The 17,238-nt window shown below is 65.2% G+C and carries 16 protein-coding genes; 6 read left to right on the forward strand and 10 right to left on the reverse strand.

The genetic code is table 11. The features are described from left to right. Window positions 1-62: 62 nt before the first annotated feature. On the reverse strand, window positions 63-2,255 hold the full coding sequence (locus tag ABUA28_RS13940; RefSeq protein ID WP_349904902.1) for a cell wall-binding repeat-containing protein: 2,193 nt from the start codon (window positions 2,253-2,255) through the stop codon (window positions 63-65). A gap of 211 nt (window positions 2,256-2,466) precedes the next feature. Between ABUA28_RS13940 and rfbB the strand changes: the two genes are divergently transcribed. Continuing rightward, a complete protein-coding gene (gene rfbB / locus ABUA28_RS13945) occupies window positions 2,467-3,450 on the forward strand; it encodes a dTDP-glucose 4,6-dehydratase (RefSeq protein WP_349904903.1) in 984 nt (327 codons plus the stop codon). A gap of 3 nt (window positions 3,451-3,453) precedes the next feature. On the opposite strand, the gene ABUA28_RS13950 is transcribed toward rfbB, so the two are convergent. After that, window positions 3,454-4,194, reverse strand: coding sequence for a class I SAM-dependent methyltransferase (locus ABUA28_RS13950; protein ID WP_349904904.1), 741 nt, complete (start codon window positions 4,192-4,194; stop codon window positions 3,454-3,456). A gap of 218 nt (window positions 4,195-4,412) precedes the next feature. Between ABUA28_RS13950 and ABUA28_RS13955 the strand changes: the two genes are divergently transcribed. Genes ABUA28_RS13955 through ABUA28_RS13965 form a run of 3 tightly spaced genes read left to right on the forward strand, consistent with a single transcriptional unit; the run spans window position 4,413 to window position 6,766 of the window. Further along, window positions 4,413-4,727, forward strand: a complete 315-nt coding sequence (locus tag ABUA28_RS13955) for a GtrA family protein (RefSeq protein ID WP_349904905.1) — start codon at window positions 4,413-4,415, stop codon at window positions 4,725-4,727. A gap of 32 nt (window positions 4,728-4,759) precedes the next feature. Then, complete coding sequence (rfbD, locus tag ABUA28_RS13960) at window positions 4,760-5,611, forward strand: dTDP-4-dehydrorhamnose reductase (protein WP_349904906.1); 852 nt, start codon at window positions 4,760-4,762, stop codon at window positions 5,609-5,611. 24 nt (window positions 5,612-5,635) lie between these two features. Next, the gene (locus ABUA28_RS13965; protein WP_349904907.1) at window positions 5,636-6,766 is read left to right on the forward strand and encodes a glycosyltransferase family 4 protein; all 1,131 of its coding nucleotides are present in this window, start codon (window positions 5,636-5,638) and stop codon (window positions 6,764-6,766) included. 12 nt (window positions 6,767-6,778) lie between these two features. Here ABUA28_RS13965 and ABUA28_RS13970 read toward each other — a convergent pair whose 3' ends face one another. The 8 genes from ABUA28_RS13970 to ABUA28_RS14005 all read right to left on the reverse strand — a co-directional run bounded on the left by ABUA28_RS13970 (window position 6,779) and on the right by ABUA28_RS14005 (window position 14,829). After that, window positions 6,779-7,225, reverse strand: a complete 447-nt coding sequence (locus tag ABUA28_RS13970) for a MarR family winged helix-turn-helix transcriptional regulator (protein WP_349904908.1) — start codon at window positions 7,223-7,225, stop codon at window positions 6,779-6,781. Window positions 7,226-7,233: 8 nt separating this feature from the next. After that, on the reverse strand, window positions 7,234-8,904 hold the full coding sequence (locus ABUA28_RS13975; protein ID WP_349904921.1) for an MDR family MFS transporter: 1,671 nt from the start codon (window positions 8,902-8,904) through the stop codon (window positions 7,234-7,236). Between the two features lie 166 nt (window positions 8,905-9,070). Further along, window positions 9,071-10,423: an LCP family protein gene (locus tag ABUA28_RS13980; protein WP_349904909.1), complete on the reverse strand. Its 1,353-nt coding sequence runs from the start codon at window positions 10,421-10,423 to the stop codon at window positions 9,071-9,073. After that, entirely contained in the window at window positions 10,420-10,923 is a 504-nt protein-coding gene (gene purE, locus ABUA28_RS13985) for a 5-(carboxyamino)imidazole ribonucleotide mutase (protein WP_407075452.1), read from the reverse strand. Before purE ends, ABUA28_RS13980 begins: the two co-directional genes overlap by 4 nt. Window positions 10,924-10,931: 8 nt before the next feature. Next, window positions 10,932-12,065: a 5-(carboxyamino)imidazole ribonucleotide synthase gene (locus tag ABUA28_RS13990; RefSeq protein ID WP_349904912.1), complete on the reverse strand. Its 1,134-nt coding sequence runs from the start codon at window positions 12,063-12,065 to the stop codon at window positions 10,932-10,934. 54 nt (window positions 12,066-12,119) lie between these two features. Beyond that, the gene (locus ABUA28_RS13995; RefSeq protein WP_349904913.1) at window positions 12,120-13,427 is read right to left on the reverse strand and encodes a UDP-glucose dehydrogenase family protein; all 1,308 of its coding nucleotides are present in this window, start codon (window positions 13,425-13,427) and stop codon (window positions 12,120-12,122) included. Window positions 13,428-13,485: 58 nt separating this feature from the next. After that, on the reverse strand, window positions 13,486-14,022 hold the full coding sequence (locus tag ABUA28_RS14000) for a PH domain-containing protein (RefSeq protein ID WP_349904914.1): 537 nt from the start codon (window positions 14,020-14,022) through the stop codon (window positions 13,486-13,488). 3 nt (window positions 14,023-14,025) lie between these two features. Next, window positions 14,026-14,829, reverse strand: a complete 804-nt coding sequence (locus ABUA28_RS14005) for a biotin--[acetyl-CoA-carboxylase] ligase (RefSeq protein WP_349904916.1) — start codon at window positions 14,827-14,829, stop codon at window positions 14,026-14,028. Between the two features lie 61 nt (window positions 14,830-14,890). Here ABUA28_RS14005 and ABUA28_RS14010 point away from each other — a divergent pair, with 61 nt between their 5' ends. Further along, window positions 14,891-16,492 carry an acyl-CoA carboxylase subunit beta gene (locus ABUA28_RS14010; protein WP_349904917.1) on the forward strand — a complete coding sequence of 534 codons (1,602 nt, stop codon included), beginning with the start codon at window positions 14,891-14,893 and terminating at the stop codon, window positions 16,490-16,492. Beyond that, entirely contained in the window at window positions 16,489-16,722 is a 234-nt protein-coding gene (locus ABUA28_RS14015) for an acyl-CoA carboxylase epsilon subunit (RefSeq protein ID WP_349904919.1), read from the forward strand. The genes ABUA28_RS14010 and ABUA28_RS14015 overlap by 4 nt, the downstream gene beginning before the upstream one ends. The last annotated feature ends 516 nt before the right edge of the window (window positions 16,723-17,238 follow it).

The raw sequence follows: 17,238 nt of genomic DNA on the forward strand, positions 1-17,238 counted from the left end.
TGTGCCCCCGATAGTTCCCCTGCAGACGATCCTAACCAGCGAGTTAACAATTGCAACACTAGTCACACACATGGCGTTAATGACGCTACTGATTGGGTAAGGGCATTCTCTCCGCCGATTAGGGTAATTTCCGTCGCTGAGAGCTGCACCACGCTGGTGAGAACTGCTTGCGGAACGCACGTCGCCTGCACTACGTAGAGGGGAGCCTTGCGCACGCCGGCGAGAGCGGCACCGGCGAGCGCATCGGGAAACTGATATCCCGTGGCGAAAAACGCTTGCGTGGCGGTCGTGAAGTCCTGGTTGACGAGCTGGGAGGTTTGAAACCGATCGACACCCCCCTTACGCACAACCGCGAGCCCGACGTTCCTCAACGAGGACTCGATGCCCGCCGACACCACTGCAGGCCCGCCGGCTATCGTCACGTTCGAGACCCCGAGCGAGCGGACGAGTGCGAGAGTTGCCGCGTCGACCTGCCCCGCGGTGCCATCCACCAGCAATACCGGAACACCGCGAGCCCCTGCGGCGGCAGCCGCGGAGAGTGCATCCGGATAGTTGTTGCCCGTTGCAATATAGGCACTCGATGCTGTCGAATAGGCGTCCTCGACGATCGTGCGGGCCGTCTCGTAGCGGTCGCTCCCCGCCAGCCGCACTGTGATGGGTGCAAGAAGTTTCAAGCTCGCCTCAACACCAGGCGATACGGCGCTCGGGCCGCCCACAATGACAATCGTTGTCGGTTTGAGCTGCGTGATCGCATCGGCCACCACGGAAGGCAGCGCGGTCGGCATTGTGAGCAACAGCGGGCCACCCTTGAGAGCAGCAGCGGGTGCGGCAGCCAGCGCATCGGGATAGTTCGTGCCCGCAGCGACGTACACGATCGGTGCAGTGCCCGGATATCCGCTGCGGGCCACCTCCGCGGATGTTGCATAGCGATCGGCGCCCGAGAGTCGGCTCACGGCAGGCGACGCAGAGGCCCCTGCGAGCCCGACAGTGATTGTGGCGTTGCCCCCGCCCACCGCGCTGACGACGTTCACCGTGATCCCGCCCGACCGGGTCGAAAGACTCTCGCCAGGCCGGAGGTATTCCTTGTGGCCGTCTGCAGTCGCTCCCGGGGATCGAAGCACCACCGAGCTTCCATCTGCGCGCATCGTCAATACCCGCACCCCGATGTCCGCGCCATACCAATTCATCAGACCTGTCTCGTAGAGTGCGCCGCTGTCTTCGCCACCGCCTCCCCTGAAGTCGACGAAGTAGACCTGTCCGGTGCGCGGATCCGTCAGTCGCACCGCCCGGCGTCCCGATGCTGCGCCGGTCGATGCGAGCGTCACGGTCGTCGACGAACTCGGCACGCCAGACCCGAGGGAGATGTCCTGCACCTCACCGGAATCCACGACGCCCAAGCGCTCCTTGTGCGTCACGTTCAATGCAGGCGGATCGACGTTCGCATACACAACTCCGCCCGCCACGACCGACCAGGCGGCGCCCATCACGTCGTATTCGTCGCCGTATTCATCGTCACTGCACCCGTCTGAAAAGCCCCCCGTGGCGGGGTCAAGGATGCCCTCGCTCACGCTGGGGTCCGGGCAGGAGTGGCCATTCGAATGCATCAATCCGAGGTTGTGCCCGAACTCGTGGGCGACGACATCCAGGTCGTTGATGCCATCAGAAGAGATCCAGAGCGCGCCACCGTTCGCTGTATTCGGCGTCCCGGCGGGGCCCGTCCCGACACTTCCGTACCCTGCCGTTGTGCACCCACCCGCGAACGCTGGGCCCGGAACAATGATCAAGAGGTGATGGGCCGCGGTCGAGACGTAATAGTCCAGGGTGGAATGGCCGAACTGGAACGCCCCCTCATTCCACATCGCGTCTCTCTGCGAACAGCCGAAGGAGCTCGAATACCGCTTGGTCGCCAGAGGCTGCACAAGAGACCTGAGCTGTTGGTTCGTCTGCGTCTCCCAATAGCTCGCCGTCTTCGCAATGAGGGACGACACTGCGCTGTCGGTGATGAAAGGTGTGGTTCCGGCGTACCCGGCCGGGAGAACAACGGCGACATCGATGGTGTGATCAGACTGGACCAGGCCGGCGACCGGAACGTCGAGAGGCGCCACGAGCTGTCGTGAGCTCTCGCGTGCATCCGTGCCGAGCAGGTCGTTCGCATTGACCATATCGTCGGCACCGACACCGGCGGCCGACACGGTGGGGTGGTCCTGCGTGGCAGCGGTCGCTCCGGGCGCCACAGTGAACGCGAAGGTACACACCGCCAGGAGAATCGCAAGGGTTGCGGCTAATCGCCTATTGATAGCCCTGACCCACCGCATACCACAACCTCTCGCTCCGCGCTCGAACGTGACTCCTCACTCAACGAGGTGTGGAATGCACCCCCGCGAAGACGATCCTGCCATCAACAGTCGGCACGTCACATGGCCCCGTTAGAATCATCACGGCCACAGAGAGAAAGAAACAGGTTCCATGAAACTCCTCGTCACCGGCGGAGCCGGCTTCATCGGCTCGAACTTCGTCCGGCGCACGCTGCAGGATGCCTACCCCGGCCTCGAGGGCGCAGAGGTGGTCGTGCTCGACGCACTCACATACTCCGGCAACCTCGAGAACCTCGCCCCCGTCGCGGACTCCGCGCGTTACGGCTTCGTGCACGGCGACATCCGTGACTCGGCCCTCCTCGACCAGTTGCTTCCGACCGTGGATGCCGTGGTGCACTTCGCCGCGGAGTCGCACGTCGACCGCTCGGTGCGTGACGCGTCGATCTTCGTCGAGACCAACGTTCTCGGCACCCAGAGGCTGCTCGACGCCGCCCTGCGCGCGAACCTCAAGCGCTTCGTCCACGTGTCGACGGACGAGGTCTACGGCTCGATCGCTGAGGGCTCGTGGGACGAGACCCGGCCGCTCGAGCCCAACTCCCCCTACTCCGCGTCCAAGGCCGGAAGCGACCTCCTCGCACGCAGCTACTTCCGCACCCACGGACTAAACCTCTCGATCACGCGCTGCTCGAACAACTACGGCCCGTACCACTTCCCCGAGAAGGTCATCCCGCTGTTCGTCACGAACCTCATCGACGGCAAGCACGTTCCTCTCTATGGGGAAGGCAACAACATCCGTGACTGGCTGCACGTCGACGACCACTGCCGCGGAATCGCACTCGTGCTCACCCGAGGTCGCGCGGGCGAGATCTACAACATCGGCGGCGGCACCGAGCTCACCAACAAAGAGCTCACGCAGCTGCTGCTGGACGCGACGGATAAGGACTGGTCGTACGTTGACCGGACCCCGGACCGGCTCGGTCACGACCTGCGCTACTCGGTCGACATCGCCAAGATCAGCGCTGAGCTCGGCTACGCACCGCAGGTTCCGTTCGAGCAGGGGCTCGCGGATGTCGTGCAGTGGTACCGCGACAACCGCGCCTGGTGGGAACCGTTGAAGGAGCGCGCGGCGCTGTAGACGCTATTCGATCCGTCGGACGACGCAGACGACGTTTGACGAAGACAGCACGACCGGAATGTTCGGAAAATACAGCAGCCGCTTCAGGAACGCGACGGCGTCGACAATCGGTCCTACACACACCGAATAGAGTCCGTGCCAGAATGACGTGGCAAATCCGTGGCGTGACGCGGCGCGAAACACCTCAATCTTCAACTTCGAGCGCAGGGCAAAGTTGGTCATTTTGAGGTATCCGATCGCAGTGACATGCGTCGGGTCACCGAACTGAAGTGGATTCCCGAGCCAGCTGTCTGCGTTCGGAAAACGAAAGATCATGGAGCCATCGCTCCGCAGCTTGGTGGAAAGAGTCTGCAACAACGCGACAACGTGTTCCTGGGGAATGTGTTCGAGCACGTCAAACGCCGCGACCAGATCCAGCGAGTCATCCGGTATCTTGTCGATCTCCGCCGGTGAGTATGCCGTGAAACCCTGGGCCCGGGCGGCCTTGATGAGCTCGGGCTCAATTTCGGTGCCCGTGACCTGCCAACCGCGACCGCGGCAATATTCAAGGAAGGCACCATTTCCGAAGCCCACCTCGAGCACGGTGCGAATCGGACGCGCCTGGCGAGTCAGATCACGAAGCTCCCGGCCGAAATATGCTTTTTCACCGCGAGGCAGGTCTCCGAACGGGACCCCAGTGACCCAGCCCTTCCACTCAATATAAGCATTGTCCTGGGGTACGCTTTCGTCGTTGTTGGCTGCCACAGATAATCTCCGGTTACGAGGGAGAGAGCACTCGAATAGCTCGCTTTCATGCTGTCACACGACGGCCACGAGAGATTCCCGAAGTTCGTGCAGAAGTGTGAAGCCCCACCAAGGGTACCGTGGCAACCCACCGTCGCCATGACGACGGGCGAACGCGAGAGGGCAGATTCCTCGAATAACATAACCGCGTACCGTTCACTCCCCGGAAGAGGCAGACCTTGGCGTCACGATTCGCGCGAGCGACGTCCACGCTGTACCGACGGCTCCGGGGTTCCGCCCTTGAGTTCGGCGTGATCGCGGTTGTCGGGATGGGCATCAGTCTCCTCTGCCTGCACGTCTCGCACTACGTTCTCGGCGTCACCACGCTGCTTGCGGACAACATCTCCGCGAACGTGATCGGCCTCGTGCTCGGGGCCGCATCCCGCTTCCTGCTCTACCGCTTCTGGGCCTTCAGTCCGCGCCGCTACGACGGTCTTGCCGCACGGACCGCTCGCGCCGAGAGCGCAGCGTCGTCCCAGTCCGTCACACTCTAAGAATGCCCAGGCCATCCACCGTGAGGAACCACATGAAATACCTGATCACCGGAGCCGGCGGGATGCTCGGCCAGGACCTGCAGCAGGCGCTGGACGGACGCGAGGTGACGGCACTCTCGCGCGCCGAGTTGGACGTGACCGACGCGCGGGCCACGCTCGCCGCGGTTGCGGGGCACGACGTCGTCATCAACGCCGCGGCGTACACGAAGGTCGACGACGCAGAATCACACGAGGACGAGGCGTATGCGATCAACGCGACCGGCGCCGAGAACCTCGCGCGTGCCGCGGCAGCGTACGGGGCGATCCTGGTGCAGGTCTCCACCGACTACGTGTTCGACGGCACCGCCACCACGCCGTACGCCGAGGATGCGCCGCCGGACCCGGTGTCCGCCTACGGCCGCACGAAAGCCGAGGGCGAGCGCCTCGCGCGCGCGGCGAACCCCGACCGCACCATCATCATCCGCACCGCCTGGCTGTACGGGGAGCACGGCCCCAACTTCGCGAAGACCATGCTGCGACTGGCCGCGTCCCACGACACGGTGAGCGTCGTGACCGACCAGGTCGGACAGCCGACCTGGACGCTGGACCTCGCGAAGCAGATCGTCGCGCTGCTCGAGACGGGCGCGACATCCGGAATCCACAACGGCACGGCATCGGGTGAGGCCAGCTGGTACGACTTCGCACGGGCGATCTTCAGCGTCTGCCGACTCGATCCTGATAGGGTCAGGCCGACCGATAGCTCGCAGTTTGTGCGACCGGCACCGCGACCGGCCTATTCCGTGCTGGGCCACGACTCTTGGCAGCGTGTCGGTCTGAACCCCTTGCGGGACTGGCGTCTCGCACTCGATGACGCGGTGGCACACGGAGTGCTGGATCAGCAGTGACGACACACAGATGACGGAGCAGGAATGACAACACTGCGAGTGATCGTCGACCGAATCGTCGGCCCGACCCCCGGAGGAATCGGCCGCTACACGGAAGAGCTCACCCGACAGCTCATCGCCACCGCCCCTGCCGGCTGCGACGTGTCCGGAATCGTCTCCGCCTCCCCCGAGACCGACTACGAGACCATCACGACCCTGTTGCCCGGCCTCGTCGAACTGCACAAGACCGCGCTCGATCGCGGCCAGCTGAGCCTCGCGTGGCAGCACGGCTTCACCCGGCTCCCCGGCAAGGGGATGCTGCACGCGCCGAGCCTGCTCGCCCCGCTCGGCAAACATGACCGCCTGAATGACGTCGGCGACCAGGTGGTCGTCACCGTGCACGACACGATCCCGTGGAGCCACCCCGGAGTCCTCTCCTCGCGACGGGCTGCCTGGTACCGAGCGATGGCGAAGCGTGCCTACAAGTACGCGGATGCCGTGGTGGTGCCGACGCACACCGTCGCAGCACAGCTCGCGGACATCCACGATTTCGGCGACAGGATCCGAGTGATCGGTGGCGCTGTCTCCTCGAAGCTCGAGGTGCCGGTCGACCCCGACGTGCGCGCGCGGCGCATGGGGCTTCCCGAGCGATACGTGCTCGGCGTCGGCGGCCTCGAGCCGCGCAAGGGCATCGGTTCCCTCATGCGCGCGATGGCCGATCCGGCACTCGCGGACGTGCCGCTGCTCATCGCGGGCGCCCCGGAGATGGATGTGCACGCCGCATCCCTCGAGGCCGGTCTCCCCGAGGGCCGCGTGCAGGGCCTCGGATTCATTGCGGATGCCGACCTCGCGGTCGCGTTGGATCGTGCAGCCGTGTTCGTGTTCCCCAGTCTCGCGGAGGGATTCGGTCTTCCCGTGATCGAGGCGTTCCACTTCGGCACCCCCGTGGTGCACTCGGACGACCCCGCGGTCGTCGAGGTGGCCGCGGGCGCGGGAGTCACCGTCGAACGCGGCGACGCTGAGGGCTACCCGGAGCGGCTGGCCGAGGCCATCCGTTCCGTGCTGGACGACCCGGCGCTCGAGCAGCGGCTGCGATTCACCGGGCTCGACCGCTCAAAGAACTTCAGCTGGCGCGATTCCGCCGAGAAGGTCTGGCAGCTGCACGCCGACCTGTGACGCGGGCCGTCCTCAGCCGAGGTCGTTGATTCGTGCCAGCAGCTCGGCGAGCTTCTCCAGGTCGCCGATATCCCAGTCGCGCAGCTCGTCGTACATCACGCCGCGCTCTGCGGCCCGCACCGCGGCGATCCGCTCATCCGCCGCGGTCGATACGGCAAGAATCACCGCGCGCTTGTCGGCAGGATCGGCCTCGCGCGTGACCAGGCCCAGCCGTTCGAGCGACCGCAGCTGCCTGCTGAGCAGCCCCTTGTCGATCTCGAGTTTTTCGGCGAGCACGCCGGCGTGGGTGGGTCCGCAGGTGCCGAGGGTGCTGAGGATCATGTAGCCCATGACCTGCAGCTCCGGATGCACCCGCTCGGCCCGCCTGCGCATGCTCACCTTGATGCGACGGTACATCGCACCGAACTGTTCCTCGACCGAGGCGATCGCCGCATCCGCCTTCTGGTCCCGTTCGCTCACGGCACCCATTATGACCGAGTTACCCGCTCACCGGCCGTCTCGCCCTGCGAGTGCGCGGCGTCGTCGATCGACTCCTGGGCCACGAAGCCCTCGCTCACCTCGGCGAGGATCTCGCCGGTCTGCTCGGTCCCCGACTTCTCCCGCTCGGCGATCTGCTCGAGAGTCGTCTTGGAGCCGAGCGTGATGTTCGGCAGGAAGGCGATGGCGATGAGACTCACGATGGCGAGCGGGGCTGCGACGATGAAGATGTCTGCGACGGATTGTCCGTAGATCGACTCGACAATGGTTCGTACGCTCGGCGGCAGGAGGTCAACCTGCGGAATGGTTCCCGCCTGGAGTGCCTGGCCGATCTTCGCGCCCCCTGCGCCCAGCTTCACGAGCGCTGCCGTGAGGTCATCCGAGCGCTGGGTCATCAGGGTGAGGACCTGGTTGCCGAGGATGGAGCCCATCACGGAGACCCCGATGGTTCCACCGAGACTGCGGAAGAACGACACGGACGCGCTCGAGGTGCCGATGTTCTCCGGCGAGACGGTGTTCTGCACGATGAGCACGAGGTTCTGCATCACCATGCCGACGCCCGCGCCGAGGATGAACATGTAGACGGAGACGAGAACGTAGTTCGTGTCGTAGCGGATGGTACCCATGAGGTACATGCCGACGGTCAGCGCGGCGGCACCCGCGACCATGTACGACTTCCACTTGCCGAACTTGCTGATGAGCGCGCCGACGACGGTGGAGGAGACGAGCAGGCCGATGATCATCGGCAGCGTCAGCAGACCGGACTCCGTCGGCGTCGCGCCACGAGCGAGCTGCATGTACTGGCTGAGGAACACCGAGGTGCCGAACATCGCGACACCCACGGAGATGCTCGCGATCACCGCGAGGGTGAAGGTGCGGTTCCTGAACAGCGTCATCGGGATGATCGGTGCGGAGACGTTCAGTTCGACGACTACCGCGGCGATGAGCAGCAGTACGGAGCCGCCGACCATCCAGGCCGTGTTCCAACTCATCCAGTCGAACTGGTTGCCGGCCATCGTGACCCAGATCATGATGAGCGAGACGCCGCCGGCCAGCAGCACCGCGCCGAGATAGTCGATGCGGATCTTCTGCGTGCGCAGTTTCGGCAGGTGCAGGGTGCGCTGCAGCAGGATGATCGCGGCGAGCGCGACCGGGGCCCCGACAAAGAAGTTCCAGCGCCAGCCGATCGAGTCGGTGATGAGCCCACCGATGAGCGGGCCTCCGACGGTGCCGAGCGCCATGACGGCGCCGAAGAGGCCCATGTACTTGCCGCGCTCACGCGGGCTGATGATGTCGGCCATGATGATCTGGCTGAGCGCCGTGAGGCCTCCGGCACCGAGCCCCTGCAGCACGCGGAACAGGATGAGCGTTCCCGTGTCTTGCGAGAACCCGGCGAGCGCGGAGCCCAGAACGAAGACGACGAGCGAGAGTTGGATGAGCAGCTTGCGGCTGAACAGTTCGGCGAACTTTCCCCAGATGGGCGTCGACACGGTCGTCGCGAGCAGCGTTGCCGTGACCACCCAGGTGAAGGCGGCCTGGTCGCCGTGCAGGTCGGAGATGATGCGCGGCAGGGAGGTCGAGACGACCGTGCCCGCGAGGATCGAGACGAACATGCCGAGGAGGAGGCCGGAGAGGGCCTCGAGCACCTGGCGGTGTGACATCGAGTTCGTGTGTTCTGGTGCGGCAGCGGTGACCGGGGTGTCGGCAGAAAGCGCCATGAAGCGACTCCGAGATGGAAGAAGGTGGATATCGGCTCGCCACGGGGCCGATGGTTGACAGAGATCAACTATATGCAGTTAGTTGATCTCTGTCAACTACTTCTGTCGGTCAGGGCGCGGGTGTCTTGCTCCTTGGTGCGATCGCAGCCTTCACCGCGGCATGTATCTTGTCGAAATCCGGATATGCGGGGTTGTAGTCCGGGGGCACCAGCTCGAGTTGGGTGACCGGCAGCTTCCGACCACGGTCGGCCAGCTCCACGAACGATCCGAGCATTTCCGCGGGCACATCGGTCTTCACGACCTGGGCCCCGGCCTTCGCGATGTCCTGGAACTTCGCGAGCACAACCGCGGGCTTGAACTGACTGATGATGGCCTGCTGCACCTGGCGTTGGCGCGCCATCCGCTCGTAGTCGTTCGAATCATACCGGGACCGCCCGTACCAGAGCGCCGTCGGGCCGTCCATATGCTGAACGCCGGCCTCGATCCAGCCGATCGGATGCTTACCGGTCACTCCCCCGATCGGGGTGCGCTCGGGCACGTCCACGGTTACGCCACCCAGGGCGTTGACCAGGTCAGCGAACCCCTGCATGTCGATGAGGGCATAGAACTGGATCTTGATCCCCAGAACGGCCTCCACGGCATCCTTCATCGCCTCGATGCCCGGGTTTCCGCCCTGCTTCATCGCGTCGGGGTAGAGGCTCGCGTGCTCCTCACCGTAGGTGTAGAGGTAGTCGATGAGGCACTGGTCACCACAGTTGTAGCCGTTCGGGAACGGACCCCACAAAGGAGAACCCTGGACGAACGGGACCTGTTCGAGGTTGCGCGGGATGCCGATGATCGTGGTTGCACCGGTCACGGCGTCGACGCTCGCAACCGAGGTGCTGTCTGGCCGCAAACCCATCCGGTCAGAACCGGCATCCCCCCCTAGCAGGAGGATGTTGTACCTGCCGTGCGACGGAGCAACATAGCCCTTGCCCACGCTGAACACCGAGGAGATCGATGAGCGTGCCGTTCCGGCGATGACCGCGCCGTAACTCGCGGTGCCCGCCGTCGCCACGAGGGCGAGCACGGCGAGCCCGGCGACGAAACCTCGCGCGAGCGGCAGGGTACGCACCAGACGCACGAGACGCATGGTGTCGAGGGTGAGCACGACCCAGAGCAGCGCATATCCGGCCAGCAGTATCTGCGCGATCGTGAGACCGACCACGTTGGTCACGATCGAGTAGATCACCGTCGGAGCCAGCCAGAACACGAGCAGGGCGGCGATCGCCATCGCCCAGAGCGCGAAGGTCGTGGCCACTCCGAGACGCCCGAGTCTCCTGCTGCCGGCGAGAAGTTGGGCGGAGCCCGGAATGAGAAGGTTAAGACTGATGAGCCACCAGGCGCGCTTGGTCATCACGGGCTGCGAGGAGAGATCGGGGAAGCGAACGGGCTGCGCGGCAGAAGACACTGGTCGGCTCACAGCTTCGACTTGAGCGACCGGTTCTTCTCGTCCACCATTGCCTCGAGACTCGCGGCGAACGTGGAGAGCGCTTCGGCAATGGCCGGATCGGATGACCCCAGGATGCGAACGGCGAGCAGCCCCGCGTTGCGTGCACCCCCGATCGAAACCGTGGCAACCGGAATGCCCGCGGGCATCTGCACGATCGACAACAGGGAGTCGAGGCCGTCGAGCTTCGCGAGCGGCACCGGGACACCGATCACCGGAAGCGTCGTGACCGAGGCGAGCATGCCGGGCAGGTGAGCGGCTCCGCCTGCCCCGGCGATGATGACACGGATGCCACGGGACGCCGCCTCTTTGCCGAAGGCGATCATCCGCTCTGGAGTGCGGTGGGCGGAAAGCACCTCCACCTCGTGGGCGACGCCGAACTCGGCGAGCGCGGCAGCGGCATCCGCCATCACGGCCCAGTCGGAGTCTGAGCCCATGACGACGGCAACGAGCGGGGCAGGCATGGGCACCATGCTAAACGTCAACCCTCAAAATGACCGGCAGTGACCCGCGCGCGCTGCAGGACGTCGTCGAGCTCGTCTCCACCTGCCGTGACATGACCGACCTTGCGACCGGGCCGCGGTGTCTTGCCGTAGTTGTGGATCTTGACGCCCGGCTGGTCGGCCATCGCCACCGGGTAGCGGTCAGCGAGCGAAATCTGCTGGTCCGGCCTGTCGAGACCGGGGCCGCCGAGGATGTTGACCATGACCGACCACGGCTCGCGGCACGCGGTGTCGCCGAGCGGAAGGTCGAGTACCGCCCGCAGGTGCTGCTCGAACTGGCTTGTGACCGAGCCATCGATGCTCCAGTGGCCCGTGTTGTGCGGGCGCATCGCGAGCTCGTTGATGAGCAGGCGTCCGTCGGTGGTCTCGAACAGTTCGACGGCGAGAACGCCCGTCACTCCGAGGTTCTCGGCCACGGCAACGGCAATCTCCCTGGCCTCGTCTGCGAGTCTTCCCGTTGAATCCGGCGCCGGGGCGACGACCTCGGCGCACACCCCGTCGCGCTGCACGCTCTCCACCACGGTCCAGGCGGCAATCTGGCCGGATGGCCTGCGTGCGACAGACTGCGCCAGTTCGCGCCTGAACTCGACGAGCTGCTCGACGAGGAGCGCGTCGCCGGTGAACCAATCGGCGGCGTCCTCCGCGCTCGTCACGACGCGAACGCCGTGCCCGTCGTAGCCGCCGCGCGCCGTCTTCACCACGGCCCGTCCACCGTTGTCGTCGATGAATGCCTGCAGTTCGACCGCCGTGGTGACGCGCGCCCAGTTCGGCACCGGCAGACCGATACCGCCCAGCCGCTCGCGCATCAGCAGCTTGTCCTGCGCATAGAGGAGGGCATCCGGTCCCGGGCGTACGGCGACACCGCGCTCGACGAGCGTGTGCAAGATCTCCTGCGGAACGTGCTCGTGGTCGAAGGTGATGACGTCGGCGCCCTCGGCGAAGCGCAGCACATCCGCCTCGTTCAGGTGGCTTCCGAGCATTGTCGTGGCGAGATCCGCCGACTCTCCCGCGTTTTCGGCAAGCACACGCAGCTGGATGCCGAGGTTCACCGCCGCAGGGATCATCATGCGAGCGAGCTGCCCGCCACCGATCACGCCAACAGTGAGAGTCATCGTTTCTCCAGGGATCGAGAGGGAGCCATGTGGCGGAAGCGGATCATCGGGGCATCAGGCGTGCCCCAGAGCCCGATAGTCCCACCCAGCGTCTCGCCACAGTGCCGAGTCGAGGCAGTTACGCCCGTCGATGACGACTCTATGCGAAACGATCTCGCCGAAGACGACCGGGTCGAGAGCACGATAATCGTCCCACTCCGTCATGACCAGCACGGCATCGGCTTCGCGCGCGGCGTCCGTGGCCGAGGCGACATAGTCCAGTTGTGGATGGCGGGCTCCGGCAGTGGTGTTGGCTGCGGGATCCGTGGCGACCACCTTCGCACCGAGCGCGTGCAATCGCACCGCGACGTCGAGCGCCGGGGAGTCACGCACGTCATCGGAGTTCGGCTTGAAGGCCAGCCCGAGCACGGCGAACCTCTTGTCGGCGACTGAGCCGCCAACACTCTCCACCGCAAGAGTCACCATCCGCTCCCTGCGGCGCAGGTTGATGGCGTCGACCTCGCGAAGGAAACCGAGACTCTCCTCGAGCCCCAACTCGGTTGCTCGCGCCTGGAACGCCCGGATGTCTTTCGGAAGGCAGCCTCCCCCGAAACCGAGTCCGGAGTTCAGGAACCGTCGACCGATACGCGCGTCATGGCCGAGAGCATCCGCCAGCTGCGTGACATCCGCCCCCGTCGCCTCCGCGATCTCGGCCATCGCGTTGATGAACGAGATCTTCGTCGCGAGGAAGGCGTTGGCAGACACCTTCACGAGCTCAGCCGTCGCGAAGTCGGTGACGATCTTGGGCGCCCCGCCGGCCAGCGGCGTCGCATAGATCTGGTCCAGGATGCCCTCGGAGGTGACATCACCGGCGCCGATCCCGTAGACCAGCCGATCCGGCGCGAGCGTGTCCTTCACGGCGAAGCCCTCCCGCAGGAACTCCGGGTTCCAGGCCAGCTTCGCCTCCGGCACTCGCTCCCGCAGGTGCTCTTCGAGTCGGCCGGCGGTTCCGACGGGAACCGTTGACTTGCCGATGACCAGGCTCCCCGGCTCCAGGTACGGAATGAGTGCGTCGAGGGCGGCGTCGACGTAGCTGATGTCTGCGGCGAAGCTGCCGGGCAGCTGCGGCGTTCCCACGGTGATGAAGTGCGCGGCGGCATCCTGTGCTGCGGAGAACTCTGTACTGAACGTGAGATTGCCCCGCGCAATGGTCGAGTCGAGCAACTCGGGCAGGCCCGGTTCGAAGATCGGAGCCTGGCCGCGTGAAAGCGTGTCGATCTTTGCTTCATCGATGTCGATTCCGATGACCTCGTGGCCCAGCGACGCGAGGCATGCCGCGTGGACGACCCCGAGGTATCCACAGCCGATTACCGAAATCTTCATCTATTGATTCTCCATTGCGCAGCCCGAGCGGACCCCTCCACACACTAGCGAAAAGCACTCAGCGGGATCCCCAGGCCGTCGTCTCGTCCGACGGGCGGGAATCCGCGGCCTGCCGCCGTGCCGCGATCGGGTTGATGCTCGCCTCCATGAGGTCGTGCAGGGCTCCCTGCACGAGATCGGCGTTCGGAGCGTCTCTGAGCACGACCGGATGATCCAGCCCCGTGTTCACCTCGACATCCCCACTGCCGAAGATGCTCTGCATCATGCTCTTGCGCACCGTCACGTCGTAACCCCTGCTGTGCAGCAGCTCCTGCCGCACCCGCACGAAGAAGCCGCGGCGAAAGATGATGCGCCTGGTGGTGATGATGTAGCGCTTGCCGAGCCAGCTCAGCAACGGCAGCAGCCACAGCAGGATGATCAGGAGTGCCGCGGCCACCGGCACGATCGCGTTCTCCCACGGAAGAGGGAAGCTGCCCTGGAAGTATCCCGCGGCACCCGCGACAAGGATCAGAAGGAGCGAGGGCCAGAACAGCGCGCGGCCGTGAGGCCGCAGCCGTGCGACGACCCGCTCACCGCCCTGCTCCTGGCTCGACATGCTTCATTCATACCGTAGATGCGTGACGTCACCCGCGGCGACAGCCTGGATCACGCCATCGCTCGCGTCTCTCACCAGGAGCCTGCCGTCCGAATCGACGTCGAGGGCTTCGCCGAAGAGCAGCGCGTCTCCCGGCAGCTGCACCTTGACGCTCTGACCCAGCGTGCTGCACAGCGCGACGAGTGCGGCACGCAGGCCGCTCGCATCCGGGTCCGCGCCGCGGCCGAGAAATCGACGATAGAGCGAGGCGAACTCGCGGAGGTAGCCGGAGAGCACGGCATCCACGAGCTCGTCGCCGGAGAGCTGCGCACCGTCCAGGAGCATCGAGGTGGATGTCTCGGTCGGCAGTTCCCCGCGCTCGAAGGCGAGATTCACCCCCACCCCGATCACGACAGCGGGCTCTGCGGGCAGGAGCTCCGCCAGGATCCCGGCGATCTTCTTGCCGTCGACCTGGACATCGTTCGGCCATTTGAGGGTGACCCTGTGCTCCGGCAGCAGGCCGGCAATCGACCGCGTCATGGCGACACCGGCGAGCAGCGGAAGCCAGGCGAAGTGCTCCATGCCGAGCGGGGTGCCGAGCGGATGCAGCGGGCGAAGCAGGAGCGAGACGGCGAGAGTCTTCCCGGGAGGCGCGATCCAGGATCGTCCGAGCCGACCGCGGCCGGCCGTCTGGCTTGTGGTGAGCACCACCGAGAACTCCGGCACCGCCCCACCGGCGGCGCGCGTCACGAGCTCGTCATTGGTCGACGTGGTCTCGGCCAGCTCGATGATGGAGGCGGCGAGTTCTGCACTGTGCGGGAGATGCATCCATCCAGAGTAGGCGGCTTCTGCCACTCGACCAGCGAGATTAGGCCGCTAAAGTGAAGCCGTGACTGCAGACGAAAATGCCGGGCCCGACATCTATTCGACGGCGGGAAAACTCGCCGAACTCAAGAGGCGCTACCACGAGGCCGTCACGGCCAGTGGCGAGGCGGCGATCGAGAAGCAGCACGCCAAAGGCAAGAAGACCGCGCGTGAGCGCATCGAACAACTGCTCGACCACGGCTCATTCGTCGAACTGGACGAGTTCGTGCGCCACCGCACCCACTCCTTCGGCATGGAGAGCAAGCGTCCGTACGGCGACGCGGTCGTCACGGGCACCGGCACCATCCACGGCAGGCAGGTCGCCGTCTACAGCCAGGACTTCACCATCTTCGGCGGTTCGCTCGGCGAGGTCGCGGGCGAGAAGATCATCAAGGTCATGGACCTCGCCCTCAAGACCGGCGTTCCCATCATCGGGATGCTCGACTCCGGTGGCGCTCGCATCCAGGAGGGCGTCGTGGCCCTCGGCAAGTACGGCGAGATCTTCCGCCGCAACACCGCATCCTCCGGCGTCATCCCGCAGATCTCGATCATCATGGGCCCGGCCGCCGGCGGTGCCGTCTACGGGCCTGCGCTCACCGACTTCGTCATCATGGTCGACAAGACCAGCCAGATGTTCGTCACCGGCCCTGACGTGATCAAGACCGTCACCGGTGAGGACGTCGGCATGGAGGAGCTCGGCGGGGCGCTCACCCACAACAAGGTCTCCGGCGTCGCCCACTGGCTCGCCACCGACGAGGATGACGCGCTCGACTACGCGCGCACGCTCATCGGCTTCCTGCCCGACAACAACCTCGCGGAGCTTCCCGTCTACGAGAACGAAGTCGAACTCGAGATCACCGACGAGGACCGCAAGCTCAACGTGCTCATCCCCGACAGCCCGAACCAGCCCTACGATATGAAGACGGTCATCGAGCACATCGTCGACGACGGCGACTTCCTCGAGACCCAACCGCTGTTCGCGCCCAACATCGTCGTCGGCTTCGGCCGGGTCGAGGGTCGCTCTGTGGGCATCGTCGCCAACCAGCCGAACGCGATGGCGGGCACCCTCAACATCGAGGCCGGGGAGAAGGCCTCACGGTTCGTGCGCTTCTGCGACGCCTTCAGCATCCCGATCCTCACCCTCGTCGACGTGCCGGGGTACCTGCCTGGCACAGACCAGGAGTGGACCGGCGTCATCCGCCGAGGTGCCAAGCTCCTCTACGCCTACGCGGAGGCCACGGTGCCGCTGGTCACGGTGATCACGCGGAAGGCGTACGGCGGCGCATACATCGTCATGGGCTCCAAGCAGCTTGGCGCCGACCTCAACTACGCCTGGCCGACCGCGGAGATCGCCGTCATGGGTGGCCAGGGTGCCGTCAACATCCTGTACCGCAACGAGATCAAGGCAGCGGAGTCCAACGGCGAGGATGTGGCTGCCGTGCGCACGAAGCTCGCCAACGAGTACACCTACAACGTGACCTCGCCGTTCCTCGCGGCGGAGCGTGGGGAGTTGGACGGCGTGATCGAGCCCGCGGCCACCCGGGTCGCCGTCATCAAGGCGCTGCGGGCGCTGAGGACCAAGCGGGCGACACTTCCGCCGAAGAAGCACGGGAACATTCCGCTGTGACCGACGACACACACGACAGCACCAGCCCGGAGTTCACTGTTCTGGGGGGCAATCCGACGCCGGGCGAACTCGCGGCAGTCACCGCGGTGCTCACTGCGGCGATCGAGGAGGCCACGACCATGGGGGCGCACACCGCACCCGCGGGCCGCAGCGCGTGGCAGCTGGCCCAGCGCCCGATCCGCAGGCCGATCGATCGCGGTATCAGCGCCTGGCGCGGCTTCTCAGGCTGACGGAGCATAATGTCAGGAGCCGCAGTCGTCGCAACCGTCTTCGGTCGTGAAGTCGTCTTCACCATGAGGATTTCGCCTGTTTTGGGTGAAATGTACCCCTCAGTTCGACGCTGTCTCCCCGGAAAATCGCTGTTTTTGCCGGCGATACCGGGTTATTGACCAAAATTGTCCCCCAATAGTCCCCCAAAGAGACGACTTTCCCCCAGTCACCGAACACAGCAGAATACTTATTGCTAGGTGTTTCTCTTCGAGTTACACCACCGGTCATTAGCCGACTAGGGTAAGCGGGCTAATGGCTTGGGGGCGGGTCAGGACAATATTCGGGTTATTGTCCTGACCCGGGACTTTACGAAGGGCCGGAACTCAGTTCCGGCCCTTCGATCGTTAAGGCGTCAGATCAGGCAGCTGCGTCGGCTTAGGCTTATAGGCAAGAACGTGTGGATGGGTCGGGTGTGTCATCCGCGTCCTGCCCAGCCTGATCGGTGCCAGAGTCCTTCCTCGGCGTTGAGGCCGGTG

It is taken from the genome of Parafrigoribacterium humi (assembly GCF_040227205.1).
GTDB lineage: Bacteria > Actinomycetota > Actinomycetes > Actinomycetales > Microbacteriaceae > Parafrigoribacterium_A > Parafrigoribacterium_A humi.

Coding starts and splice junctions, on each gene's coding strand:
- ABUA28_RS13975 (WP_349904921.1), bottom strand. CDS start 8,904: ATGTCACACCGCCAGGTGCTCGAGGCCCTCTCCGGCCTCCTCCTCGGC.
- purE (WP_407075452.1), bottom strand. CDS start 10,923: ATGGTGCCCATGCCTGCCCCGCTCGTTGCCGTCGTCATGGGCTCAGAC.
- ABUA28_RS14000 (WP_349904914.1), bottom strand. CDS start 14,022: ATGTCGAGCCAGGAGCAGGGCGGTGAGCGGGTCGTCGCACGGCTGCGG.
- rfbB (WP_349904903.1), top strand. CDS start 2,467: ATGAAACTCCTCGTCACCGGCGGAGCCGGCTTCATCGGCTCGAACTTC.
- ABUA28_RS13965 (WP_349904907.1), top strand. CDS start 5,636: ATGACAACACTGCGAGTGATCGTCGACCGAATCGTCGGCCCGACCCCC.
- ABUA28_RS14005 (WP_349904916.1), bottom strand. CDS start 14,829: ATGCATCTCCCGCACAGTGCAGAACTCGCCGCCTCCATCATCGAGCTG.
- ABUA28_RS13990 (WP_349904912.1), bottom strand. CDS start 12,065: ATGACTCTCACTGTTGGCGTGATCGGTGGCGGGCAGCTCGCTCGCATG.
- rfbD (WP_349904906.1), top strand. CDS start 4,760: ATGAAATACCTGATCACCGGAGCCGGCGGGATGCTCGGCCAGGACCTG.
- ABUA28_RS13995 (WP_349904913.1), bottom strand. CDS start 13,427: ATGAAGATTTCGGTAATCGGCTGTGGATACCTCGGGGTCGTCCACGCG.